The sequence below is a fragment of the Sphingomonas jaspsi DSM 18422 genome (assembly GCF_000585415.1).
GTDB lineage: Bacteria > Pseudomonadota > Alphaproteobacteria > Sphingomonadales > Sphingomonadaceae > Sphingomicrobium > Sphingomicrobium jaspsi.
The window spans coordinates 1,600,260-1,617,917 of the sequence record NZ_KK073876.1 but is presented as its reverse complement, the minus strand read 5'-3'; the positions used below and the strand labels follow the sequence as shown (position 1 = coordinate 1,617,917).

Below are 17,658 nucleotides of genomic sequence, written 5' to 3'. Positions count from 1 at the left end.
GTGCCATTGTCGTGGAGTGGTTGGAACGCTCGCCCGTTACTTCGGTCGCAACTGTGTCAACTTCGGACATGCTTTAAGCGATGATGTCGGGGATGATCCGGTCGCTAAGCACCTGGATTTCGTCCTTCAGCACCAGCTTGCGCTTCTTCATCCGGGCAAGTTCGAGTTGGTCGAAATTGCCGGAATTGCGGAAAAGTTCGATGTCGGTGTCGAGCCTGCGATGTTCCGCCTTGAGCAATTGGAGCAGTTCGCGCGGATCATCGTCGTTCATGGCGCTTCATCCTAGCGGCGATACCGCTCGCCGTCACCCGGCTGTCTGTCAACGGCGAGCCGCCGCACGGTTTCGCCGAACTGATTCGCCAATCGGCGAATTTCGTGATTAATTCACTGCTCTGTCACGCGTCAGCCAACGAAAGGAAATTGACCGATGGACAAAGCCCACGTTGAGGCAATCGCATCCAAACATGCCGCTCTTCACGCACAGATCGACGCGGAAGAGCACCGCCCTCACCCGGACGTGGATTTACTGGCGCGACTTAAGAAGGAAAAACTCAGGCTCAAAGATGCCTTGGTAGGCCATTAGAGCGGGGAGCTCATGAAAAAGGCCGGTCGCTCGAGGGAGCGGCCGGCCTTTTCGATTTTAGAATCCAGAAATCAGTCGTCGCGCGAAACGCGCTCGATTCGCTCGTGCTTTTCCTGGGCTTCCAGGGTCATCGTCGCGATCGGACGCGCTTCGAGGCGGGCCAGCGAAATCGGCTCGCCGGTCACTTCGCAATAGCCATATTCCCCTTCGTGGAGGCGGCGAATTGCGGCATCGATCTTGCTGATCAGCTTGCGCTGGCGATCACGGGTGCGCAGTTCGATCGACCAGTCGGTTTCGCTCGATGCGCGATCGGCGATATCCGGTTCGCGTAGCGAGTCGATCTGGAGCTGGGCCATCGTTGCCCGGCTTTCCTCGACGATCGCTTCCTTCCAATCCTTCAGCTTGCCCAGAAAATAGGCCCGCTGCCGGTCGCACATGAATTCTTCCTCGTCCGACGGACGATAATCCTCAGGTAGTTCCATACGATCGAATGGCTCACGACCTTCATAAAGGTCTTGCAGAGCAGTCGCCATCAATACCCTCCCCGACACAAGCGCGATCCCTGCCGAAACCGGGCCACCGGGTCCGGCCGGAGGCGAAAACAACAGGACTTCCCGACACTTAGCCGGAACAGTCGATGTCCCCGCGGGCCTATTAGTTAACCGCGCCATGCTTAACAAGCACTGACCGACATTGCGGCCAAATAACTGTGGATTGTTGCGAGGATGCCGCAGGTGGTTGTCCCGCCACCGCACAGGCCGCATAGCTTGGCCAATGCGCATCCTGCTTACCAACGACGACGGAATCAACGCACCGGGCTTCGCCGTCCTTGAACGGATTGCGTCCGCACTATCCGATGACGTGTGGGCGGTCGCGCCGGCGGACGAGCAATCGGGAGCGGGCCATTCCCTGACCCTCACCCGGCCGATCCGGCTGAGAAAACTCGGCGACAAGCGATTTGCCGTCACCGGCACGCCGACCGATTCCGTGATGATGGCGCTCGCCCACATCATGAAGGAGAGTCCGCCCGACTTAATCCTGTCCGGGGTAAATCGCGGCGCCAACCTGGCCGAGGACGTGACCTATTCGGGCACGGTATCCGCCGCGATGGAAGGGGCGCTGGCCGGCATCCGGTCGATCGCCCTCAGCCAGCTTTATCCCCGGGAAGCGATGGGCGATGCCGTTCCCTTCGACGCGGCAATGGCATGGGGAGAGCGTGTCATAAGAGCGATTCTTGAGACGCCGCATGAAAAGGGCGTCTTGGTCAACGTCAACTTCCCGGCCGCCACGCCTGACTGCGTCGCAGGCGTTCGCGTTTGCCGCCAGGGCATGCGCGATTATGGGCGTCTGACGGTCACCGAGCGACGCGATCCGCGCGGCTATCGTTATTATTGGTTCGGCCTTGCCGCCACGGTGCAAACCCCGGCCCACATGACCGATTTGGAAGCAGTGGCCGACGGCTACATCGCGGTCACTCCGCTCCAGCTCGATCTGACCCACGACGGCGGAATGTCTGACCTTCAGGCATCGTTGGGGCGGATTGCCGGATGACGAACCGCGCCTGGCGACTGCTGAGCGCACTTCCCGCCAATCGTCGTATCGACGTTGCGGTCGCGCTCTTGCTGATGTGCCTGTGCGCCGTCGCCGACGCCGCCTCGGTCGCCACGCTTGCCGGGTTGCTGTCGGCGCTCACCGTCGGCGGTGGCGGCGCCGGGCATAGCGCACTGGCGTTCGGGTCGGTCATCGGGCTGTCAGGAGTGTTGCGGGCGATTACCGCCTTTGCCACCCAGCGCGTCGGGCATCTCGCGAGCCGCGATCTGATCAAGGAGGCGCACCGCAAATGGCTCGACCAGCCCTACGTCTTTCACCTGCAGGAACATTCGGCCCGGCTGCTGGCGACGCCCGAGCGGATCGAACAGGCGATCTTCGGCCTCTTCCTCCCGGTCCTGCAGTCGATATCGGCGTTGCTGTCGATGATCGCCATCGTGGCCATCCTTCTCGCGATCGACGCCGCCGCAGCGCTGTTCGTTTTCATTTCACTGGCAGGAACTTTCAGTTTGATCGGTTTCGGCCTTCACCGCCAACTTTCACGCAGCGGCGGTCAAGCCAATCGCGCCTACGAGGATCGAGTTCGCGCGTTGCAGGACAGCCAAGGCGCCATTCGGGACATCATTCTCGACGGCGCGCAGCAAGCCTACGGTCGCCGCCTTGGACAGGCCGGCGATGAAGTTGCGCAAAACGGCATCGTTACGTCGGTCGCCAACCTGGTCCCGCGGCAATTGGTCGAAACAGGCGCGATCCTGGCGATGCTGGCGGTCACCCTGCTGTGGAGCGACCGCGACGGCGGGATTATTGGTGCGATTCCTACGCTTGGCGCGCTCGCGCTGGCCGGCCAACGGCTGATGCCGTCCGCGCAAATCTTGTTCCAGGGCTGGACGGCCTCGACCATGGCGCAGTCGATGGCCGACGAGGCGTTATCGCTGACCGAACTGCCTGCATCGGTGGCTGAGCCAGCATCGGCGGTACGGTTCGCGCGGTCGATCGAGCTTCATTCGGTCAGCTTTGCCTACCCCGCCTCGTCGACGGCAGAATTGCAGGACATCTCGCTCACGATCCGAAAAGGAGAGCGACTGGTGATCAAGGGGCCGTCGGGGGCAGGCAAGTCGACGCTTGCAGACCTGCTGATGGGCTTGCTCAGACCTTCTTGCGGAAGCATCAGCGTGGACGGTGTAGAGGCGTCGGCACAGCGACTGCAGCGAATGGCGTCACATGTGCCGCAGTCCCCTTATTTTGCCGACGAGCCCTTGCTCGCAGCGATTGCCGGATCTCGACCCGTCGACATTGCAAAGATGCGCCAGGCGATTGGTTTTTCCGGTCTTTCGCTCCTTGTCGACCGGCTGGAAGGCGGCCTGGACACCAGACTGGGCGAAGATGGCGTGCGACTGTCCGGCGGCGAGCGGCAGCGACTAGCGCTGGCCCGGGCCATCTACCGCGATGCACCGCTGCTGGTGCTCGACGAGGCGACCAGTGCGGTCGATGACGAGACAGAACAGACGATCCTCGACGGCCTCGACCGGCTGCAGGAAGCCGGCAAGACCATCGTGGTCATCGCTCACCGCGGCGGCATGCTGTCGCGCGGCGGTATCCATGTGACCTTGGACCATGGTCGGCTCGTCCCGACGTCAGTCGAGGGCGCGCCACGCCTCGAACATCAGGATTGACCATAAGGCCGCAGTGGAATCGCGTCGTCCGGCGAGATGGTCGGCCCAGCGCTTGCGGACGATGACCGGATCGAACACACCGCCCGTTTCAAGGCGGTTATCGTCCAGAAGCTCTTCCGCCCATTCCCGCAATGGCCCCTTTATCCAATCGCCGACCGGGATGCCGAAGCCGGTCTTCGGCCGATCGAAGAGCGAAGTCGGAACATGCTTGGCAAGGAGGTCGCGCAGGATCGCCTTCCCGCCGCGCCGATCGACCTTCATCGATGCCGGTATGCGGGCGGCGACTTCTGCTACGCGATGATCGAGGAACGGTGCGCGCGTTTCGAGGCTGACGGCCATCGACGCCCGATCGACCTTGGTCAGGATGTCGTCGGGCAGATAGGTCATGGCATCCCAGCAGGCCATCTGCGCCGCTTCGTCCACTCGGTTCGGCAAGCTGGGCAGGTCAGGCCGCCATCGTGCGCCGCTGCGCAACGGGGTCGCCTCGCCATACCATTCGTCGACGAAGCTGGCATAGACGTCGGCGAGCGTATCGGACCGTTGCAGCACGCGCGCGCCCTTGCGCAGCTTCTGGACGAATGCCGGGCTGCGCGGCCCCAGTCCCGGCGCGCTGGACCAGAAGGCAGACGGCAGCGCATCGACGATCCCTCCGCCGCCTTTGCGCAGCCATGCCGGCCAGCCCGCCACGCGCCGCCAGAACTTTGCCCCGATCACGTGGCGATTGTATCCCGCGAACAATTCGTCCCCGCCGTCGCCGCTTAGCGCAACCGTCACCGATTGCCGCGCGAACCGGCTGACGAGGTAGGTCGGAATCTGCGAACTGTCGGCAAAAGGTTCGTCGTAAATGGCGGGTAGCGATGGAATGACGTCCCGCGCCTGCGACGGCGTGATGATCAGTTCGTGATGATCGGTCTTGAGATGCCTGGCCACGGCGCGCGCGAATGGCGATTCGTCGAATGCCGGTTCGCTGAATCCGATGGTGAAAGTCGAAATCGGCCGGGTTGCACGATGCTGGTACAGCGCCGCGATCGTCGAACTGTCTACGCCCCCTGACAGGAAGGCGCCGATCGGAACGTCCGCCACCCTTTGCCCGTCGACCGCTGCGCTCAGCGCGTCGTCGAGGGCCTGGAATGACTCGACGTGTGTCTGGTACGGCTCGGCCGCCCCTTTTTCGACAACAGCCGGATAATCCCAATAGCGGCGACATTCGAACGTGCGCCCCGATGTCCCGGGTGTGGGGGCGCTCCAATCGGCGGGCCGTGCTGCGTCCTTCAGCGTCAGGATCGTGCCCGGCATCAGCTTGTGCAGCCCGCGGTAGATGGTCATCGGCGCCGGGATCACCGTCGACGCGAGATAGGCCACCATCGCTCCCTCATCGATGGCCGCGTTAAAATGGGCGTGCTGCTTGAACGCCTTTAATTCCGACGCAAAAATAAAGTCTTTGCCCAACCATCCGTAATATAGCGGTTTTTCCCCGAAACGGTCGCGGATGAGGTGCAACTGGCGTAACTTGCGATCCCACAGTGCGATCGCGAACATTCCCACAGCCTGGTCGAGTGCGCGGTCCAGGCCCAGCGCTGCGATGGCCTGCAATAGCGTTTCCGTATCCGAATGACCGCGCCACCCACCGACCGGCGCCGCTCCCGCCTGCTCGAGGCGATGGCGCAGTTCGGCATGATTATAGATTTCGCCATTATAGGCGATCGCCCATCGACCATCGGCGGACAGCATCGGCTGATGACCGAGCGGAGACAGGTCGACGATCGACAGACGCCGATGGAGCAGGGCAAGGTCAGCCGCCTCGTCAATCCATCGCCCGGCATCGTCGGGTCCGCGGTGACGCAATGAAGTGGCCATCGCGTTGGCCAGTCGCTCGTCGCGGCTGCCACCGCCCCAGATACCGGCAATGCCGCACACGGTCCGTCAGGCTCCGATCGGTCGCGCCGGATTGCCGGCCACGGTCTGGCCCGGTGCGACGTCGCGGGTCACCACACTCCCCGCCCCGACGACCGCGCCGTCGCCCACCGTCACCCCGGCAAGAATGATGGCCCCTGCCCCGATCCAGGCGTCGTTGCCGATGACGATGGGTCCGTCGCGATAGGTACGGATCCCGCCGGGTGGCGGCGGGCCCGGCTCCAGTCCGGCATCGACCAACATGCAACGGGCGGACAAGATGACGTTGTTGCCGATTTCGATGCCGTTCCGCCCGACGAGGTGGACGCCCGCATTGATGGCGCAACCCGTGCCGAAACGAACCTTCATCGGGTTGTCGACCGTGAAGTCCCCGAACACGGATATGTCCTGGCCGAACATGCGCCGTGCCTTGACCCGCCACCAGAAGCGCTTAACCCGATCCAACACCGATGCCGACTTCCCTGCCCGTCACCCTTCCCAGCCGACCATGGCCGTGACCGACCGGCTGCGCAATCGACTGTTTCGCAATTCCGGCGTTGCGACCGGACTGACCAGCCTTGGCCTCAGGGTCGCGGGGCTCGGTGCAGCATTCGCGCTCGGGGTGGTCCTGGCAAGGACGCTGGGACCGGCCGAATTCGGGATTTACGGACTGGTCGTGGCCATCGGCGCGCTGGGCATGACCATTGCAACCTTGGGCACGCCGCAACTCGCGGTGCGCGAGTTCGGCGCCCGGCTAGGCAGCGAGCGGCAAGCGGACATTCCGGGACTTGCGAAATCCTATCTCTCGGCGACGCTGTTGTCGTCGGTCGGTATCGCAATATTGGCCGTCACGGCTGCATTTTTCATCGATCCGACTGCGCTTGGTATCGTGCTGCCCGGTGCCGTCGCCATCCCGTTCCTGGCCGTGACGGCCCTGATCGCCGCGCAGCTTCGCGGGCTGGGCGCGATGGGCCGCGGCCAGGTCATGGATATCGTGGTCAGGCCGGTCATGGCGCTTGGCGTTATCGGGATCATCGCGATCGCCGGCTGGGCGCTCGACGCCAGGACGGCCCTGTGGGTTCAGGCCGCCGTGGCAGCGATTACGGCACTGGTGAGCGTGCGCTGGCTGACGCAGCGGCTGCCGCCAGTAACGGGTAAGCAGGCGGTCAGCCCGTGGCTGCGCATTGCCTTGCCGCTGTGCATGGTCGACCTGCTGCGTCAGTTTGACGGGACCTATGGGTCGATGCTGCTCGGCTGGGCATCTAGCGACGTGGAACTGGGCCTATATCGCGCAGCCGTGTCCTGTTCGGTCGTTGCGTCGATGCCCGTCACCATTCTGCACATCATCTACGCGCCCCAGGTCTCGAAATTGGTCCACGACGGCAAGCAGGTGGCGTTGCAGAAGCTGCTTGCCCGGATCGCGGCCATTGCGACGGCCCTCGTATCGGCGGTGACGCTGGGCTGCCTGCTGCTCGGCCGGCCGCTGATCAACCTGGTATTCGGTCCGGCCTATGACGGCAGCTGGGCGCCGCTGACGATCCTGTGCATCGCGCAGCTTGCCTTCGCATGGTTCGGCATGGGCCCGATATTGCTGGCGATGGGTCGTCGCGAACGTCAGCTGACGCGGATCTACCTTTTCGCGATTGCGATTGCCGTGGTCGCGAGTTCGATAATGGTCGCCCGCTTCGGCGCAATCGGCGCAGCCGTCGGCCAGCTGGTGTCACTGGCCCTGATCGGCGGGCTCAGCTGGCTCGACGGACGCCGTCGTCTCGGCGTGGATTCCAGCGTACTCGGCGCACTGCGTCACTAGCTGGTCTTGAGGTCGAGGGCGCCCGCCCGCCTCGCCGCCAGTTGTGCAAACCGGTCGGGACCGAGCAGCATGATCGCGAACAACCTGATGGTCTCCTTCGCCAGCAGTCCCCGTGCCGCAAAGCTCGGCGCTGAACGGGCAAAATTCGGGAGCGAGCTGAGCCGCCCGCCTCCGTAAAGGCCGGACAAGTATCGATAACTCGTCGCGCGCTGGCGTAGCGAGGCCACGCCTGTCTCGACCCCGAAACGCCCGGCGATTTCGATCATCGCATCGAGCGTATTGGCCGCGCGACGAAAATTGCGCGCGGCACGCGATGCTGACCCGGCATCGCCGCTATGGTTGGCGCCGTGCAGGCGGTAACCAAACAGACGTTCGGCGACATATGACAGCCGGACGTTCTTATGGGCCGCGATCCAGTAGGCGAGCGGCCAGTCCTGATAGCAATTGGCCGGATCCGGCAGTCCGGCGACAAAGGCCGAAAAACCATTCCAGTCGACCAGCGACCGTCGAAATCCGAACGCGCTGCCGAGCCAGACGTCGTCCCGCATGGTCAGGATCGACTCGCGCAAGTGGCCCGACATCCCGTCGGCTGGCACCTTGCCGAGCCCGGCCTCGACCCGATTGGACCGAACGATCGACTGCCCACAACTGTCGATGTGGCTGAGGCTGTGAGTCACGAACGCGACGCCCGGCTCGTTGAGCGCGGCGACGGACAGGCGCAGCTTGCTGGCCTCCCACATATCGTCGCCGTCGAGCAGGAAGATGAGGTCATGGCTTGCTCGTTCGACGCCGTCGATCGTCGCCAGCAGGACGCCGCCGTTCGTCGCCTTCGTGACGAGCGTCACGCCGGGCACATCGGCCACCGAAGCCAGACTGTCATCGCTCGACGCGTCGTCGACCAGGATGATTTCGACCGGTCCCGGATAATCCTGCGCCCGGACGGACAGCAGTGCATCCCTTAGATAGCGTTCGAGGTTGTAGCAGGTGACGACCACGCTGACGGCCGGCCATGTCAGGACGCTGGGCATGCAGGTTCCTTGGCACAGCTGGCCGCCGTGACCAACAGCGGTTGCCAAGTCGTGGCGCCAACCCCTAGCAAGCGGCAGCATCCGCACGAAATGGCCGCCAGATTGAGTCGAATAATCTACCTTTGCTACGACGGCCTTTGCGACCAGATCGGCCAATCGCAAGTCCTGCCCTACCTTTCCGGTTGCGCCGGGCGCGGACATCGGATCACCGCCATCACCTTCGAAAAGCCCGCGGCCTACTCACGGCTGGGCAATGCGGTACGGGCAAGTTGCACGGACGTCGGGATCGACTGGCGACCGCAGCGTTTCCACGACAGGCCGCCCTTGCTCGCCAAGGCCTGGGACCTAATCCGCATGCGGGCGGCGGCCCGGCAGGCGATGGAACAAGGCACCTACGACCTTGTTCACGGGCGCAGCTATCAGGGCAGTTACGTCGCGCTGGAATTGAAGCGCCGTTTCGGCATCCCGATACTGTTCGACATGCGCGGTTTCTGGGCGGACCAGCGGCGCGAGGGCGGGCGCTGGCGCGACGATAACTTTATCGGGCGAACGCTTTACCGTCAGTGGAAGGTACGGGAGGCCGAAATGCTTCGCGAGGCGGATCATATCGTCACCCTGACCGGCGCCGCTCGCGACGAGATCATGTCGTGGCCGGATCCTGGTCCAGGGCCGATATCCGTCATTCCCTGCTGTACCGATTTTGACCTGTTCCACGCGGCGTCGAGGGACGAACGCGCCGCAGCTAAGCGCGACTTGGGCATCGCGCCCGAAGCGCCCGTCCTTGGCTACTTGGGTTCGACCGGCACCGTTTATCGGTTCGACGCCCATCTGCGGCTGTTCGGCATGATCGCCCGCGACCATCCCGACGCGGCGATGCTGGTCATCGGAAACGTCGATCATGCCGCCTTGATCGCGCAAGCGGCCGAGCTTGGCATCGCGATCAAGCCCGAACGCCTGATCGTTCGGCATGCTGCCAGGTCGCAAGTCCCCGACTTGCTCGCGGCAGTGGACGTCGCCACCGGTTTCTGTACCGAGGGCATGTCGAGCAAGGGCGTATCCTTGACCAAGCTCGGAGAATATCTTGCCTGCGGCGTACCGATGATCGGCAATGACACGGTCGGCGACACGGCGGCAATCCTGCACGAACTCGGTGCCGGCCTTTCGCTGCCCGACCTCAGCGACTCTTCGCTGGCGCACGCCGCCGCCCGTTTTTCCGATCTGCAGCAGACTGATCGGCAGACCCTGCGCGAACGCGCCCGAACGATGTTCGACCTCCCGCTGGCGGTCAAAGGCTATTCGCTGATCTACGACGCGCTGACCCCGCTTAGCCTGCCGGCCGAGGCTTGAGCATGAGTCTGGCCGTCTTCGACATTTGCGACACGCTCTACTCGGTCAACACGACGGTCGACTTCCTGCGCTTTTTCGGCGCGCGGAACGATCCCGCGGTCGCTGCCCGCGTCGCGCGTTGGACTGGCCGCGGGCACCCGGCCTTCTGGTTGGGTGCGCTGTCGCACCGGCTTCTGGGTAAGGATATTGCCAAGGCCCGGATGATCGCCGCCTTGGCAGGCCACGATCGCGCGCTCATCGACGCTGAAGCAGACGCCTATGCGAGCCAGCGACTGCCCGCATTGAGCAACGCCGAGGTGATGCAGCGCCTTGAGCGCCATCGCGCGAACGGGGACGATATCCTGCTGCTGTCGAGCAGCATTTCGCCGGTCGCCGAGGCGATCGGTCGGGCATTGCGGGTAGAAGCGCAGGGAAGCCTGCTCGGCTTCGACGGTGGCCGCTGTACCGGTCGTATCGCCACCGACCTTACCGGTCGCAAATCGGAATATCTGGCGCAAAGCGGTGCGCCGATCGAACGCCCCCTTTCCGTCTATACCGACAACCTGACCGACCGGGCTTTGATTGCGCTGGCCGACCGTGCCACCATCGTGCTTCCGAAGGGCAGCGAAGCGCGGTGGGCGGGGGACGATCATGACTATATCGCGCTCTAGGGCGAACAGCATGCTGGCCTTCGTGCCGTTCGGCTACTTTGCCACCACCCGGCTCAATTCGGTTCGCGATCTCGGCTATCTGGTCGTGAGCAGCTGGCTGCCCGCGTGGTGGATCCTGGTGCGGCAGGAAGGGCTGACCTTGGCAGGCGCCGCGCAAGCCTTTGCCCTAGGTTATCTGGCATTCATCTGCCTTTACGAAATTGGCTATCTGATCAACGACGCGTGGGACGCTGCGCGACACCGCGACGGACGAGAGCGCACACCCTTCCCGGCCTCTCCGCAATTCATTCTGCCCTTCGTCGCGGTCCGGCTCGCGGGGTGGGCGGCGATCGCGGCATGGGCTGGATGGTGGCAAAACACGCCATGGCTGGTCGGCCAATGCGCGCTGCTGGCGGCGCTGGCGCTGCACAATCTGGTCCGCTCGCCGTCGCTGCGACTGTCCAGCTTCATGCAACTGGCGATGCTACGTTTCATCCTTCCAATATCGGCATTGTTGAGCCTCGCGGGGTGGCTTGTGACGGCGCTCGCAGCAGCCCTTCTCTACGTTCCGCTACGTTACCTTGCCTATGCCGACAGCAAGGGGCTGCTCGCGATGCCGGAACGCCGCGCGCGCTGGTTCCCCGCAGCCTCTATGGCGCTGAGCGTCCCGCTTATCGCGCTCGTCGCCGTCGCAATCGGGTCTGACGTGCTGATCGAGCTATGGCTATGGCTGTTGGCTGCACACGGCGCGTGGGCCCTGCTGTCGCCTCAGCCGAGCGGCGCAAATCCGTAAGGGATCCAGGCGTTCGAGTAGGTTGCAAAATTCAACCAGATGAACAGCACCGCCGCCGCATAGGCCAGCACCAGCAAACGACCGATGCGTTGGTCTTTGAACAGGTCGATCGTCCGCGGCACCACCACCAGTTGCAGCGGAATGAGATAGAGCGCCAGGCGATCGACCGCTGTCGATGACGGCAGGACGTACAGCAGCGCCAGCATCGCCACCGACGTTGCCGAAAAAATCCACCACAGCCGATATTGGCGCTGATCGAAGTCCATCCGCCGCCCAAGCGCAAAAAACAGAAGGGCCGGCACGAAACTCATCATCAGGCGGATGAAGGCGCCCTGCGAGGTATATTCGGACTCGAGATAATTTTCGACGAACCGTTCGAGCGCGTCAGCCAGGAAATATCGGTACAACAGCAGCGACGCCGCGACGCCGACGACCAAATTGATGATACGGTTCCGCTGCAGCGCGAAGATCGCGAACGGAAGCATCACGACCGCCGTTTTATGGAACATCGCCGCGGCGGCCACATAGGCGGTGAAGCGCCAGATTCCGGCGCCGCCGATCAATGCGGCGAGGCCAGCCATTAGGATGCCGATGGCGGTCGCCTGACGCGTATATCCCATGGCGACGACCACGACGAGGTAAGGGACGGCAACCAGCAGGCTGACCCACGGCCGTGGCTGCGACCTTGCGAACCGCTGCAGGCCCCAGCTGAAAATGATCGCACAGACCAGATTGACGGCAACGATCGTGCCTCCCGCCTGCGCGACCAGCCAATTGACGAGCTGATATCCGGGATCGGTCGTGTCGATCGTTCGCTCGATGCCGACCAGCACGGTGTAGTGGAACAACCGCTCATAAGTCTGCCAATCGCCGCCGACCTCGTAACGCAGGCCGGTCATGATGGTGATGAGCGCGATTGCAGCCGCGAACATCACGCCGGGCCGGTCACCGTCCGGTGATTCGCGATGAAACAAGACGCCGGCGGCGATACACAGGAACAGAAACCAATAGGCTATCACGCGCAGCCTCCCCCGACCGGGCCTAGCCTCAGCGCGTCACGCAATCCACCGATACTTTGGGCCGTGGCCGACCGGACAGGTCATCGGGAAATGTCGCAACCGGCTGGAACGTCGCGGCCTCGTCCCCGCCTGCCACCACCGCACCGTCAAGCTCGACCCAGACGTGGGCCTCAAGTGCGCCTTCTGCCGACGACAGGCCGTAAACGAAATGCGAGGGGTAGCCTCGGCGGCGCAGCATTCGGTGCAGGGCAACGCCATGATGGATGCACACGCAGCGCCAGGGCGAATATCGCCTCGCCCGCTCTACCGCGAGCCGCAGGCGATCGGGCGATGCAGCGGCGGCGCGTCGCCCGGAAGGCCGCGACATCCAGGCCGCCAGCAGCCGGAATGGCAGCGCGGCGACCACGATCCGCGCGAGCGCCACAAACATCAGCGCTTCGGCCGCCAGCAAGACGTCGCCGATACTCCTCCCGCCTTGCGCCCCTTTTCCCATAACACTGGTGTAGACCAGCCTGCCTGCCAGGTCGACCGTACTTGCCGACCGCCAAAGTGCGTGCAAGGAATTGGACATGCCGGAAGATGCCACTTTGCTGGTCCGCGACGACCGTGTGCTGTTTAGTGAAATCGGCGACGACATCGTCGCGCTCGATGTTGGCCGAGGCCAGTGTTTCGGCATGGAGGACGTCAGCGCCACGGTCTGGCGGTTGCTGGCCGTCCCGACCTCCCTGGATTCGCTGTGCGAGGAGTTGATGGCCGCCTATGATGTCGATCCGGACATCTGCCGGCGCGACGTGGCGGAGCTGATCGAACGGCTGCGCGCCGAAGGCCTGGTCGTCACGGCTGCCTAGCTGCGATAAATGCGGAAATGGCCGCCACGGCGCGCCGATTTTCATCATCCATTCGGTCGGGATCCATGGTCCGGCGGTAGCAGAACATCGGCACGTCGGCAGCAAGCGCGAGGCAGCTTCGCCAATGTCGTTCCGCATTCCCTACCGGCCCGACATGAGCGCCGCGATAACTGTGGGCGTAAAGGCTTTCGACCGCCTCAAGCCCTTGCAGCGGTTCGACGGCCCATTCGCCTCCGCTGTCCAAAACGCAGAGCGCGGCGAGCCGGACGGCGTCGAGACCCGACGACGGGGCCACCGCGACGTCATATTTGCGGTACTCCGGGGCTCCGGGAACCGATCGGGGCAAGCTGGCAGGGTCGAGGCCGGCGCGTATCGCCGCGTCCTCCCACAGGCGCATCCTGGGGATGCCCGCGTAGACCATTACTTCACCGGCGAGCGTTTGACGCGTTACGCAAATGTCATCGGCCAGCAGCCGGTGCCCCTGGCGCTGCAACCATTCGGCTAGCGTCGATTTGCCTGCTCCGCTTGCACCCAAGAAAGCCCATGACTCCCCGCCCATGTCGACGGCATTGGCATGGAGCGGCAGGTCGCCCCGTCGATACAGGAGCATCCCCATCGCGCTGCCTAGAAGGAACAGGCGGACGTCGGCCCAGTCCGCGTCAGACGCCTTGGATATTTCGATCGTTCGACCGTCGGGCACGCAATAGGTCGCAACCCCGTCGATCGCGATATCCGCCGACCGTTTCGGCTGGGGCGAAACGGACCGCACGGCCACATCGACCGCCTCACCGGTCGCGGGTAGAAGGTCGGGCAACTCGATATCGCTGGCGATGTTGAGACCGAACAGGCGGTAACGGAACGGCGGCATTGCCGTGGTGGAGCCGATTTGGCGCAGCTTGCCAAGGTCCTGCTTGGCGTAGGCACGATTGCCTGCTCTACCGCGGTCATGCCCGGCGATCACGAACTGTCTTTCCTGATCCTGGCGGTGCGATCCGCCTATGAACCGTCAGCCCGCGCGAAACTGGCGATGGCGAAAGGCGTCGCCTGGACTTCGTTCACCACCTTGGCGGCGCGACACCGGGTTGAAGGCTTGGCATGGGACGGACTGGTCGCTGCAAACGCCGACGTCCCGGCCGAACTTGCGGCGATCTTGCGTAAACGCGCAACGGCGATCGCTGCCGGGCAATTGCAGGCGCTCACCGCCGCCGCGACGATCCAGCAATCCTTCGATGCGCAGCAAATCGACCTGCTGTTCCTGAAAGGATTCACGCTGGCCGCGCTGACCTACCCGCACCCGCAAGCCAAGGACAGCTGCGACATCGACGTGCTGGTGTCCCGATCGGATATCGCCAAGGCCGCTGGCGCACTGCGCACCGTCGGGTTTGAAAATACTGTGCCTGGCCCGGCCCGTTCGGCGACCGACTGGCACCAGTCGCGGAAGGAGTCCGTTTGGGTTCACCCCGGGTCTGGGCAACAGGTCGACCTTCATTCGCGGTTGGCAGACAATCCGGCGCTCATCCAACACATCGACCTTTCCGCGGCGCGACAACAGGTCGAGCTTGGGAATCGCACCTTTGCCACCCTCGCCGACGCCCCGCTTTACGCCTATCTCTGCGTGCATGGCGCCTCCAGCGCCTGGTTCCGGCTAAAGTGGCTGGCCGACCTTCATGCTTTTGTCCTCGCGAATGGGACTGGAAAGCTAATGACGTGGCACGAACAGGCCGTGGAGAGCGGGGTCGGCCGCCCCTCGTTTCTTGCCCTGCGCTTGCTCGAAAAGTGGTTCGATTTCCCCCTGCCACGGGCGCTGATCAGCGGCGGAGCCGGATTGCGGGCGGCATCGATGATATGCAACCGCCAGCTCGCCGCGACGCAAGAGCCCACCATGCGGCACCTCGGCACGGTCACGATCCATCTGCTGCAAATGCTCCAACGCCCGGGCGCGGCATTCGCCTTTGGCGAGGCCGTGCGCCAAATCGGGGAGATCCTTCGCCGCTAGTCGATGCGCAAGTGCCGCGACGGCCTCAATTCGGGTCGTTGCTTGGGCAGGCGACGGGACGTGATCATCAAGCCCGTCGACGCGGCAAACAGGCACGCAAGCGCCGCGGTCCTGAGCGGAAAGTCGATGACGCTGTGGATCATCAGGACCACGGCAGCGATCAGGCCAGCCTGGGCAAAGCCGTCGGCCCGACGATCGCGGAGCATCGTCAATGCCTTTTGACCCCACCAAAGCAACGCAGCGGCAAGCAGCGCCAATCCGGGCAGGCCGCCCTCCACGACCCATTCGAGGAAATCGTCATGGGCGTGGTTGACGTAGACCTGGTTCACCTCGGCTGGATCTTCGACGGTCGGGTAGACGCGTTGGAACGTCCCGATCCCCGTACCAGCGGGAAAATGGTCGACGAGCAATCGCGAGCTCTTGGCCGCCATCTCGGCCCGCGTGGTCACCGACGCCTCCAGCCCTCCCGTCGGTTCCGGGCTGGCGCGGAGGCCCAGGACCGAGACCAAAAGGATGGCCGCTACAATGCATGACCCGGCAATAGCCAGACGTCCGGGCCTTCCGATCCGGTGACGCCATGCGATCAGCAGCGAGGCCACGCAAACCGGCAGGACCATCGCATAACCGAACAGCGAATGGTTGAGCGCCAGCCCGGCCACGGCAACCGCGCAAAGACCGACCGCGACGACAATTATCGTGATCTTGCGCTGCCGGGCGCTTTCGTCGGTCCCTCCCCGCTCTACCAGCGCGGCCGCGAACGGGATTACACACAGCAGCAATGCCGCCATGTGGTTGCCGTTGGCGAAAAAGCCGGTGAGGACGCCGACATTGGTGATGGCGTAGAGATAGAATCGTCCGTCATGCGACCCCAACTGCAGCGCGCCGAGCACCATTGCCGTCATCGCCGCGACGGCCAGCACGGTCGCCATGCGCTCGCCCGATCGGCTGTGAAGGACCAGGATAGCAGTCAGCATGGCGACGGGGGGAATGAATGCGGGCAAGGTCGAAAGCGTATCGAACGGCGACAGACTGAGCGGGCGCCACACATTGCCGATCCCCAGCAACAAGTCGCCAGAGCGGACCAGCGACCTGCCCGGCAATGCCTGCCAAAGCGCCGCGGGAAGCGGCACCAGCTGTAATAGCACCACCAGCCCCAGGGATATCAGGAGCCAGCGAAAGCCGCGCCAAGCCGGATCGGGTCGCGCTGTCTTCGTGAACGTGGCGACGGCGATAATGGCAAGTCCCGCCAGCTGGATGACGACATTGCCGAGTATGGCCTGCGAACTGCCACCCAGCAGCAGGCAGAGCAGGAGGTAGGACGGCGCCAGCCATGGTCGCATCTTCAACGTCATGGCAACCTCGTCAGCGACAGGTCGCCAACCGTCGACGACACCCGCTGCTGGTCGACGGTCGGCGTCCCGACCAATTCCAGCCGCTGTGCCGGGCAATCGCCCGAAATCGCCATGATCAGTTCGGTTGCGCCAATACCGGCACTCGAGACCGGCGTTGCCGACGGCACACATGTCACGCGCCACGACAGCGCCGATGCATCGCCTGCCGTCTCCGACATTTGCCAGGCAAATCGATATCGTCCGCTTGGCAGGGTCATCAACTGCGCGGCCAATCCGACCGGCGTGCGGCCGTAAAAAAGCACGGATAATTGCCGCGCACCTTGGGGTTCGGCGACGCCGTCGGCGCTGTTGGCCAATGTCCAATTGAACGGCGCAGGCGACAGCCGATCGTCGAACGTGGGGACGATCGCATCGGCAGTCGAGTTGCCAGTGACCGCGCTCCAAATCGCCCGGGCGGCACCGAAATCGCCGCGTTCGATCGCCTTGGCGATCAGCCGCTCCTGCCACCCACGGTTTTCGGGATCGGGCGGGAGTTGGCGCCCCACCGACAGGATGTAGGACGCCGGCGCACCCTCGGCCGCTGCAGCACTGAGGATCGCCCGGCCATAGCCCGGATCGGACAGGACGAGACGCCGGATGGCCGGCCGATGTCGCGCGATGGTCGCCAATTGAGCGAAATAGGGAAGCATGCCGATCTGCTGTTGCGGCTGGACCCTCATCAACACGATCAGCTCGGCCAGGGCGGCAGCATCTGCGCCGGACCTGCGGTAAAAATCGCCTAGAAGATAGCGGGTCACCGGCAATCGGGGATCGCGTTGCCGTGCCGCGAGGAAGAGTTGTTCGGCGCTGCGGCGATCGCCGCGATCGTCGGCTGCGATGGCCGCAACGACGAAGGGTTCAGCCAGCAACGGTGCAGCTCGGGATATGCCGACGGCGCGTTCGACCAGTTCCGCCGGCGGGCGACCAGTACGGCTCGCGGCGGCAATATCGCTGAGCGCCCCGCGGATCGCCAGCCGTGGATCGCTGGACAATTTAAGGTCGACGCCCCGCTCAACCGCCCAGCGGGTCGGACCGTTATGAAGGACCAACAAGGCCATGAGCGTAAAGCACAGGCCGGCGAGCCAGCGCTTCAGCATGGA

At 64.0% G+C, this 17,658-nt stretch carries 18 protein-coding genes and 1 pseudogene; 9 read left to right on the top strand and 10 right to left on the bottom strand.

The features are described from left to right. Nucleotides 1-73: 73 nt before the first annotated feature. The gene (locus G570_RS08375) at nucleotides 74-271 is read right to left on the bottom strand and encodes a YdcH family protein (RefSeq protein ID WP_037501150.1); all 198 of its coding nucleotides are present in this window, start codon (nucleotides 269-271) and stop codon (nucleotides 74-76) included. A gap of 156 nt (nucleotides 272-427) precedes the next feature. Here G570_RS08375 and G570_RS13430 point away from each other — a divergent pair, with 156 nt between their 5' ends. Next, nucleotides 428-583 (top strand): YdcH family protein, encoded by a 156-nt coding sequence (locus tag G570_RS13430; protein WP_084607624.1) that lies wholly within the window; start codon nucleotides 428-430, stop codon nucleotides 581-583. Between the two features lie 71 nt (nucleotides 584-654). Here the strand turns inward: G570_RS13430 and dksA are convergent, their stop codons facing one another. Next, nucleotides 655-1,116, bottom strand: a complete 462-nt coding sequence (gene dksA / locus G570_RS08370; RefSeq protein WP_037501147.1) for an RNA polymerase-binding protein DksA — start codon at nucleotides 1,114-1,116, stop codon at nucleotides 655-657. Between the two features lie 241 nt (nucleotides 1,117-1,357). On the opposite strand from dksA, the gene surE reads away from it, so the two are divergent. After that, the gene (surE, locus tag G570_RS08365) at nucleotides 1,358-2,134 is read left to right on the top strand and encodes a 5'/3'-nucleotidase SurE (protein WP_037501145.1); all 777 of its coding nucleotides are present in this window, start codon (nucleotides 1,358-1,360) and stop codon (nucleotides 2,132-2,134) included. Beyond that, entirely contained in the window at nucleotides 2,131-3,804 is a 1,674-nt protein-coding gene (locus G570_RS08360) for an ATP-binding cassette domain-containing protein (protein ID WP_037501142.1), read from the top strand. Before surE ends, G570_RS08360 begins: the two co-directional genes overlap by 4 nt. Here the strand turns inward: G570_RS08360 and asnB are convergent. Continuing rightward, nucleotides 3,766-5,721 carry an asparagine synthase (glutamine-hydrolyzing) gene (gene asnB / locus G570_RS08355; protein ID WP_037501138.1) on the bottom strand — a complete coding sequence of 652 codons (1,956 nt, stop codon included), beginning with the start codon at nucleotides 5,719-5,721 and terminating at the stop codon, nucleotides 3,766-3,768. The genes G570_RS08360 and asnB overlap by 39 nt on opposite strands. 6 nt (nucleotides 5,722-5,727) lie before the next feature. Continuing rightward, nucleotides 5,728-5,895: pseudogene (locus G570_RS14115) on the bottom strand (DapH/DapD/GlmU-related protein); the annotation flags it as partial. Nucleotides 5,896-6,205: 310 nt separating this feature from the next. Between G570_RS14115 and G570_RS08345 the strand changes: the two are divergent. Then, nucleotides 6,206-7,507, top strand: a complete 1,302-nt coding sequence (locus G570_RS08345) for an oligosaccharide flippase family protein (RefSeq protein ID WP_037501135.1) — start codon at nucleotides 6,206-6,208, stop codon at nucleotides 7,505-7,507. Here the strand turns inward: G570_RS08345 and G570_RS08340 are convergent. Then, the gene (locus G570_RS08340) at nucleotides 7,504-8,535 is read right to left on the bottom strand and encodes a glycosyltransferase (protein WP_037501132.1); all 1,032 of its coding nucleotides are present in this window, start codon (nucleotides 8,533-8,535) and stop codon (nucleotides 7,504-7,506) included. The genes G570_RS08345 and G570_RS08340 overlap by 4 nt on opposite strands. Before the next feature lie 102 nt (nucleotides 8,536-8,637). On the opposite strand from G570_RS08340, the gene G570_RS08335 reads away from it, so the two are divergent. From G570_RS08335 to G570_RS08325, 3 genes are read left to right on the top strand one after another with little or no spacing between them, the layout of a single operon-like run. Next, a complete protein-coding gene (locus G570_RS08335; protein ID WP_169731745.1) occupies nucleotides 8,638-9,882 on the top strand; it encodes a glycosyltransferase family 4 protein in 1,245 nt (414 codons plus the stop codon). Between the two features lie 2 nt (nucleotides 9,883-9,884). Next, nucleotides 9,885-10,532 carry an HAD family hydrolase gene (locus G570_RS08330; RefSeq protein ID WP_037501127.1) on the top strand — a complete coding sequence of 216 codons (648 nt, stop codon included), beginning with the start codon at nucleotides 9,885-9,887 and terminating at the stop codon, nucleotides 10,530-10,532. A 10-nt stretch (nucleotides 10,533-10,542) separates the two neighbouring features. Then, a complete protein-coding gene (locus tag G570_RS08325; RefSeq protein ID WP_037501124.1) occupies nucleotides 10,543-11,304 on the top strand; it encodes a hypothetical protein in 762 nt (253 codons plus the stop codon). Here G570_RS08325 and G570_RS08320 read toward each other — a convergent pair. Both G570_RS08320 and G570_RS08315 read right to left on the bottom strand, forming a co-directional pair. Next, the gene (locus G570_RS08320; RefSeq protein WP_037501122.1) at nucleotides 11,280-12,323 is read right to left on the bottom strand and encodes an EpsG family protein; all 1,044 of its coding nucleotides are present in this window, start codon (nucleotides 12,321-12,323) and stop codon (nucleotides 11,280-11,282) included. The genes G570_RS08325 and G570_RS08320 overlap by 25 nt on opposite strands. A gap of 28 nt (nucleotides 12,324-12,351) precedes the next feature. Continuing rightward, the gene (locus G570_RS08315; protein WP_169731744.1) at nucleotides 12,352-12,894 is read right to left on the bottom strand and encodes a lasso peptide biosynthesis B2 protein; all 543 of its coding nucleotides are present in this window, start codon (nucleotides 12,892-12,894) and stop codon (nucleotides 12,352-12,354) included. Between G570_RS08315 and G570_RS08310 the strand changes: the two genes are divergently transcribed. Beyond that, entirely contained in the window at nucleotides 12,893-13,171 is a 279-nt protein-coding gene (locus G570_RS08310) for a PqqD family protein (protein WP_037501116.1), read from the top strand. The genes G570_RS08315 and G570_RS08310 overlap by 2 nt on opposite strands. On the opposite strand, the gene G570_RS08305 is transcribed toward G570_RS08310, so the two are convergent. Beyond that, entirely contained in the window at nucleotides 13,158-14,132 is a 975-nt protein-coding gene (locus G570_RS08305; RefSeq protein ID WP_156930403.1) for a phosphoenolpyruvate carboxykinase (ATP), read from the bottom strand. The two genes, G570_RS08310 and G570_RS08305, sit on opposite strands and share 14 nt — an antisense overlap. Here G570_RS08305 and G570_RS08300 point away from each other — a divergent pair. Next, nucleotides 14,118-15,167 (top strand): nucleotidyltransferase domain-containing protein, encoded by a 1,050-nt coding sequence (locus G570_RS08300; RefSeq protein WP_156930402.1) that lies wholly within the window; start codon nucleotides 14,118-14,120, stop codon nucleotides 15,165-15,167. The two genes, G570_RS08305 and G570_RS08300, sit on opposite strands and share 15 nt — an antisense overlap. Here G570_RS08300 and G570_RS08295 read toward each other — a convergent pair. Together G570_RS08295 and G570_RS13860 are read right to left on the bottom strand one after the other, a co-directional pair. Continuing rightward, entirely contained in the window at nucleotides 15,164-16,519 is a 1,356-nt protein-coding gene (locus G570_RS08295; protein ID WP_037501110.1) for an O-antigen ligase family protein, read from the bottom strand. The genes G570_RS08300 and G570_RS08295 overlap by 4 nt on opposite strands. Further along, entirely contained in the window at nucleotides 16,516-17,655 is a 1,140-nt protein-coding gene (locus G570_RS13860) for a tetratricopeptide repeat protein (RefSeq protein ID WP_037501107.1), read from the bottom strand. The genes G570_RS08295 and G570_RS13860 overlap by 4 nt, the downstream gene beginning before the upstream one ends. Nucleotides 17,656-17,658 lie beyond the last annotated feature (3 nt).

Coding starts and splice junctions, on each gene's coding strand:
- G570_RS08375 (WP_037501150.1), bottom strand. CDS start 271: ATGAACGACGATGATCCGCGCGAACTGCTCCAATTGCTCAAGGCGGAA.
- G570_RS13430 (WP_084607624.1), top strand. CDS start 428: ATGGACAAAGCCCACGTTGAGGCAATCGCATCCAAACATGCCGCTCTT.
- dksA (WP_037501147.1), bottom strand. CDS start 1,116: ATGGCGACTGCTCTGCAAGACCTTTATGAAGGTCGTGAGCCATTCGAT.
- surE (WP_037501145.1), top strand. CDS start 1,358: ATGCGCATCCTGCTTACCAACGACGACGGAATCAACGCACCGGGCTTC.
- G570_RS08360 (WP_037501142.1), top strand. CDS start 2,131: ATGACGAACCGCGCCTGGCGACTGCTGAGCGCACTTCCCGCCAATCGT.
- G570_RS08345 (WP_037501135.1), top strand. CDS start 6,206: ATGGCCGTGACCGACCGGCTGCGCAATCGACTGTTTCGCAATTCCGGC.
- G570_RS08340 (WP_037501132.1), bottom strand. CDS start 8,535: ATGCCCAGCGTCCTGACATGGCCGGCCGTCAGCGTGGTCGTCACCTGC.
- G570_RS08330 (WP_037501127.1), top strand. CDS start 9,885: ATGAGTCTGGCCGTCTTCGACATTTGCGACACGCTCTACTCGGTCAAC.
- G570_RS08325 (WP_037501124.1), top strand. CDS start 10,543: ATGCTGGCCTTCGTGCCGTTCGGCTACTTTGCCACCACCCGGCTCAAT.
- G570_RS08310 (WP_037501116.1), top strand. CDS start 12,893: ATGCCGGAAGATGCCACTTTGCTGGTCCGCGACGACCGTGTGCTGTTT.
- G570_RS08315 (WP_169731744.1), bottom strand. CDS start 12,894: ATGTCCAATTCCTTGCACGCACTTTGGCGGTCGGCAAGTACGGTCGAC.
- G570_RS08300 (WP_156930402.1), top strand. CDS start 14,118: ATGCCCGGCGATCACGAACTGTCTTTCCTGATCCTGGCGGTGCGATCC.
- G570_RS08295 (WP_037501110.1), bottom strand. CDS start 16,519: ATGACGTTGAAGATGCGACCATGGCTGGCGCCGTCCTACCTCCTGCTC.
- G570_RS13860 (WP_037501107.1), bottom strand. CDS start 17,655: ATGCTGAAGCGCTGGCTCGCCGGCCTGTGCTTTACGCTCATGGCCTTG.